The organism is Rhodococcus sp. P4_F5 (genome assembly GCF_056401315.1).
In genome coordinates, this window is the sequence record NZ_JBFUJP010000128.1 from 1 (window position 1) to 5,093 (window position 5,093).

Sequence of the window (5,093 nt, forward strand, 5' to 3'; positions counted from 1 at the left end):
AGCCATAGCCATATCGGTCCAATCTCGGGCCCGATGAGTCTGAGGACGGCCTGGAAGATGCAGCGCAGTGGGTCGTCAGCCAGGGGCGCGTGAGATACGAAGCGGTTCTCACAGAGCCAAGCCGGATGCCATCACACATCGACGGCGGAGATCCAGCCAATCTTGGCGGGCTCGCTTATGAGGTCTACTACGAGCGGTTCGGGGAGCCGCTAGACCTGATCTAGGTGTAGTTCCCAGGCAGGTTGCGAACAGCGTGGCGTGACCCGCGGCCGTCGCATCTGAGCTTCGACTGACGTGGCTGATCGGGCACGGCACCTTCGCGCTGCGCGAGGTGTGGCGGGCCCAGAAGCCGGGCGGGGCCCTGCATTTCGTCGAACGCGGTCGCCCCCCCACTTCTCTCTCCAACCCCTCCACTGCGGAGCGGAGCGAGCCGCAGCCGGCGCTGACGCTGCTGTGACCCGCTAGCCGAGGTAGCGCGGCCGTCCGGCGTCCACCCAGGAGCGGAAGCGGGCGTCGATCCGGTCCGCGATCACGGCGTACGTTTCCCAGCTGTCCTCGACCCGGTAGATATCCGCCGCGGTGGTGTCGAATGCGTCGAGGTAGTCGTCGATGAATCGGGAGTCGTCGTTCTCGCCGGCGTAGTACGCGACGGCGAAGGCGCTGCCGTCGGCGGTGAGATCGTCGCTGCCGAACTTCTCGTCGAGCACCTTCATCAGAAAGGCGCCGGGCGTCGCCTCCCGCGACTCGAGCGGTTCGAGTTCGTCCTCGACGTCCTCCCCCGCGAAGCCGCTCAACAGGCACCACGCTGCAAACATGCCGATGTGAGTGCCACCGGCAGCATTCGGCAGATCGTCGGGAAACTCGCCGCCGTAATGCCAGGCGGCGTCGTCGTACTTCGTCACGGATTCGCTTCCTTCGGTTCGGCCCGCGTTGCAGTGCCCCACGATCGACATGGTCGCCGCAACTCCTCGAGAGGAGTGATGCGGAGCCGTCCGATCACCTGGAACGGGGCCGTTCCAGAGCGAACGCGCTTCGTGCGTGAGTATGTCGGAGCCGAACTGGACACGCTCCTCCGACGCCGCGATTCTGTCTGGGCCTAGCCGCCGGAGACCTGAAACGCGCACCTGAGCGGCAACGTCGAACGCCCTCTCTTCGCTCTCGTGCGGTGTCCGGGAAGCCCTACCCGAGGGCGTCCCTGATCCGCCGCACTGCCACCGTGAGGGCGGGGGTGAGAGAGTTCAGCCGCGCCGGGTCGACGTGACCGCGGAGCGAAACGCAGGCCATGGACACCGGCTCACCATCGTCGTCCCGAACAGCCACACTGACCGCGGACTCGCGGTGCTCCTGGTGTCCGAACATCAGCGACATGCCATTTCGGCGACGAATCGTGAAGAGCTCCTCGTGCAGAACCCCGAGATCGACCCCGTGGTCGTTCCGCCCGGCGTAGAGCGCATCGACCTTCTCGATTGGCAGTGTCGCGAGCACCGCCCTGCCCTCCGGGGTCTGATGTGCGGGGGCGCGCCCGCCGACACGGGTGCGGATCGTCGGCGCACAACGTCCGCCCACCTTGTCCAGATACACGACATCCGTTCCCTCGAGCACGGCGAGGTGGGCGATGAGCTTGGTCGCCATGTTCAGATCATGGAGGTGGGGAGCGGCCGCCGCCCGCAGGTCGTCGCGCCCGCCCGAACCGCCCAATTCGAGCGCCCGGCAGCCGAGACGATAGAGCCGGCCCGTGCGCGTGAGCCAGTGCAGCTGGGCCAGTTGCTCCAGGATGCGATGGGTGGTCGATCGGGGCAGCCTCGTCCTGGCCACGACATCCTCTGCGCGCAGGTGCGACGAGGGCCCCTCGAACGCGCCGAGAATCAACGTCAGGCGCGCCGCGTACGACGGGTCGCCGGCGTGGATCCCCGCAGGGGGCGGCATACCGGCAAGGTCTTCGGTGTGCATGGGGCTCCTATCCGGGTGGCGGCCCCATTCTGTCAAACGCCCGGACATCCGGCTGTCCGCCCCAAAAGTGGCACGCGCCAGGCGAAAAGGCTCCCGCTGAGTGGACCGGCACCTTGCCCTGATCCGTTCCTGGCGATTTCGAGGGCAACGACGAGCGCCGCGCCGATCGCTGCCTCTCGGCCGGGCCCGACCAGGGTTTCTCACTCATCGGGAATTCTTCGCGATCGCGGAGCGACGCTCGGTGTGAGATGGGCGCATGTCACACCGAGCAGCCTTCACCCCCGGCGCGATGCTGACCGGGCGGCGCGCGGTCGTCACCGGCGGCGCAGCGGGCATCGGCGCGGCCATCGCGCGCAGCTTCGCCGCGCATGGCGCGGACGTCCTCGTGGCCGACGTCGACCCCGTCGGAGACCTCGACTACGACCCCGCCGCGGGCGGGCGACTTCACGCGATCGAGGCCGACGTCTGCGCGCAGCAGGTTCACCCCGCGCTGATCGACCACCGGCCCGACATCCTTGTGAACAACGTCGGACACTTCCTGCGCGGACCGCAACACTTCACCGCGGACACCGCCGAGCAGTGGTCCCGACTCCACGAGATCAACCTCGGCCACGCCTTCCGCCTGACCCATGCGCTGCTGCCGGGAATGGCCGAACGCGGCCGCGGCGGCGCGATCATCAACCTCACCACCGTCGAGGCGCACCGGGCCATCCCCGGGCACACGGTCTACTCGGCGTACAAAGCCGCGCTGATGCAGTTCACCCGCTCGCTCGCGGCCGAAGTGGGCCCGGCGGGCATCCGGGTCAACGCGGTCGCCCCGGACCTGATCGACTCGGCGCAGGTGCCCTACGACGACATCGTGCCCGCCGAGGATCTGCCCCTGTGGCCCACCTGGTCCCCACTCGGCGGTCCGGGCCGGCCAGAGGACGTCGCGGGCGCCGCGCTTTTCCTCGCCTCCGACCTGTCCCGCTTCGTCACCGGCAGCACCATCCACGTCGACGGCGGAACCCACGGCTCGGGCGGCTGGGTGCCGCGGGCCGCGGGCGGCTGGACCAACCGCCCTCGCAACCCCTGACCCTGTTCTCATCGGTTAACACTCGAAAGGTCCACTGCTGTGAAGATTCTGGTCCTCGGAGGCACCGGCATGATCGGTGCCCACGCCGCCCTCCATCTGCGCGAACGGGGCAATGACGTAACCCTGGCTGCCCGCGGTCCGATCGCGGACGACTCCCCGGTCGCCGGGTTTCCCGTGTTGGTCGGCGACTACACCGGCCCGTCCTTCACTGTGGAGCAGCTGTCGGGGTTCGACGGGATCGTCTTTGCTGCCGGTCAGGACGTGCGGCACAAGCGCCCCGACGTCGACGACGGCCCGTTCTGGGAGCGAACGCAGAGCGTCGGCGTCCCGCGATTCGCGGCGCTCGCCAAGAAGGCCGGTGTTCCGCGTTTCGTACAGGTCGGAAGCTACTACCACCAGCTCCGCCCCGACCTGGCCTCAGACAACCCGTACGTGGCCGCGCGGCAGGCGGCCGACGAGGGGGCCTGCGCCCTCGCCGACGAATCGTTCAACATCTCCACCCTGAATCCCCCCTCCATCATCGGTGCCGTCCCCGGTGCGTCTGCCAAGCGCTACCGCCGGATGATCTCGTGGGCGGCCGGGGATGAGCCCGGGATTCCCGACTTTGCCCCGGCCGGCGGGACGAACTACATGTCGGCTCGTTCGTTGGCGGAGGCGATCTGGGGCGCTCTGAACAATGCCGAGCCGGGCGCGGCCTACCTTGTCGGCGACCAGAATCTCACCTTCCGCGAGTTCTTTCAGATGCTGGTCGATGCCGCGGGCGGCAACCGGGTCATCGACGAGCGCGACGAGGAACACCCGCTGCTGCCGGACCCGTTCATCGTCCAGGGTCGCGGCAACACGCTGGCATACGAGGTGGGCTCGGAAGTCACTGCCCGGCTCGGATACGCGCGCGACGACTGCGCTCGTGCAGTCGACGATCTCGTCCGGGTGGTACGAGCCGCATCTCGCTGATCCGTCGACGAGTGTCCCGCTCGACAATCGACAAGCTTGCAAGTCTCCGACCTCCTCGAAAGGTGCACCCATATGAAGCTCGATCTGAGCGGTAGGACGGCGCTGGTCATCGGCGGAGCCGGCGGCATCGGCGGCGAGGGGGCTCGAGCCCTCGTGTCGGCGGGCGCATCGGTGACGATCATGAGCCGGGACGAGTCGAGGATCGCGGCGTTTGCTGCCGAACTCGCATCGCATGCCCCCGACGGCGCCCGCGTCGATCACATCGCCGGCGACTCACTGGTCGAGGAAGACGTCGCCGCCGCCGTCGCGAGGGCAAGCGGGGCTGCCGGACTCGACATCTGCGTGAGCACGGTCGGCCGGGGCAGCACCACGCCGCTGCTGATGAACAACGCGCGCGACTTCACCAACGAGCTGCAGGTCAACATCACCAGCGCGTTCGTCGCGATCAAGTCCTGCGTGCCGGCCATGGCGAAGGCGGGCGGCGGATCGATGGTGTTCACCTCGTCGGTAATCGCCGCCCAGACCTTTCCGTACATGAGCGGCTACTGCGCGGGCAAGGCCGGACTGGAGGCACTCATCCGCACCGCCGCAGACGAATTCGGCCACCTCGGCATCCGCATCAACTGCATCAGGCCAGGCCTGGTGAACTCACCGGACAACCCCAAGGTCGCCGCCAGCTTCGCCGGCGGCCGGCCGACTGCCTTCCTCGAGCAGACCCCACTCGGGCGGCTCGGCGTGCCGACCGACATCGCCGGCGCCATCCGGTTTCTCGCGGGCCCGGAATCGTCCTGGGTCACCGGCACGGCGATCACCGTCGACGGCGGCGCCCACATGCGGAGGGCGCCCGACGTCACGAGCCGGCTGCGGGAGGAGCTCGGCGACGAGACCGTGGAGATGCTGCTCGCGGGACAGGTGCCGAACCACCGGGGCCGCTGACCCGCGGGCAACGAGCGTCATTCTTCGGCCGTGGCCGAGCACGCGCTAGCTGTACCCGGCCATCAGGTTGGTGCCAGCCGACTGATCGGTGGAAGGCCTCCGAGTGCGCTGTGGCGTCGATGAGTGTTGTAGTGCTCGAGCCAGGGCGCAAGCGCGGCGGTCCGATCGGCGTTGGTGA

General features: G+C 68.5%; 6 protein-coding genes. 3 read left to right on the top strand and 3 right to left on the bottom strand.

The features are described from left to right. Positions 1-461 precede the first annotated feature (461 nt). Both AC1DU4_RS25950 and AC1DU4_RS25955 read right to left on the bottom strand, forming a co-directional pair. Complete coding sequence (locus AC1DU4_RS25950) at positions 462-902, bottom strand: DUF7832 domain-containing protein (RefSeq protein ID WP_477844798.1); 441 nt, start codon at positions 900-902, stop codon at positions 462-464. Between the two features lie 277 nt (positions 903-1,179). Next, entirely contained in the window at positions 1,180-1,950 is a 771-nt protein-coding gene (locus tag AC1DU4_RS25955) for an IclR family transcriptional regulator (protein ID WP_477844800.1), read from the bottom strand. 256 nt (positions 1,951-2,206) lie between these two features. On the opposite strand from AC1DU4_RS25955, the gene AC1DU4_RS25960 reads away from it, so the two are divergent. The 3 genes from AC1DU4_RS25960 to AC1DU4_RS25970 all read left to right on the top strand — a co-directional run bounded on the left by AC1DU4_RS25960 (position 2,207) and on the right by AC1DU4_RS25970 (position 4,915). Beyond that, positions 2,207-3,025, top strand: coding sequence for an SDR family NAD(P)-dependent oxidoreductase (locus AC1DU4_RS25960; RefSeq protein WP_477844802.1), 819 nt, complete (start codon positions 2,207-2,209; stop codon positions 3,023-3,025). Positions 3,026-3,064: 39 nt separating this feature from the next. Then, positions 3,065-3,979 (top strand): NAD-dependent epimerase/dehydratase family protein, encoded by a 915-nt coding sequence (locus AC1DU4_RS25965; RefSeq protein WP_477844804.1) that lies wholly within the window; start codon positions 3,065-3,067, stop codon positions 3,977-3,979. Between the two features lie 72 nt (positions 3,980-4,051). Then, positions 4,052-4,915 (top strand): SDR family NAD(P)-dependent oxidoreductase, encoded by an 864-nt coding sequence (locus AC1DU4_RS25970; RefSeq protein ID WP_477844806.1) that lies wholly within the window; start codon positions 4,052-4,054, stop codon positions 4,913-4,915. A 62-nt stretch (positions 4,916-4,977) separates the two neighbouring features. On the opposite strand, the gene AC1DU4_RS25975 is transcribed toward AC1DU4_RS25970, so the two are convergent. Beyond that, positions 4,978-5,093 (bottom strand): integrase core domain-containing protein (locus AC1DU4_RS25975; RefSeq protein ID WP_477844808.1); only part of this gene is annotated, 116 nt, incomplete at its 5' end.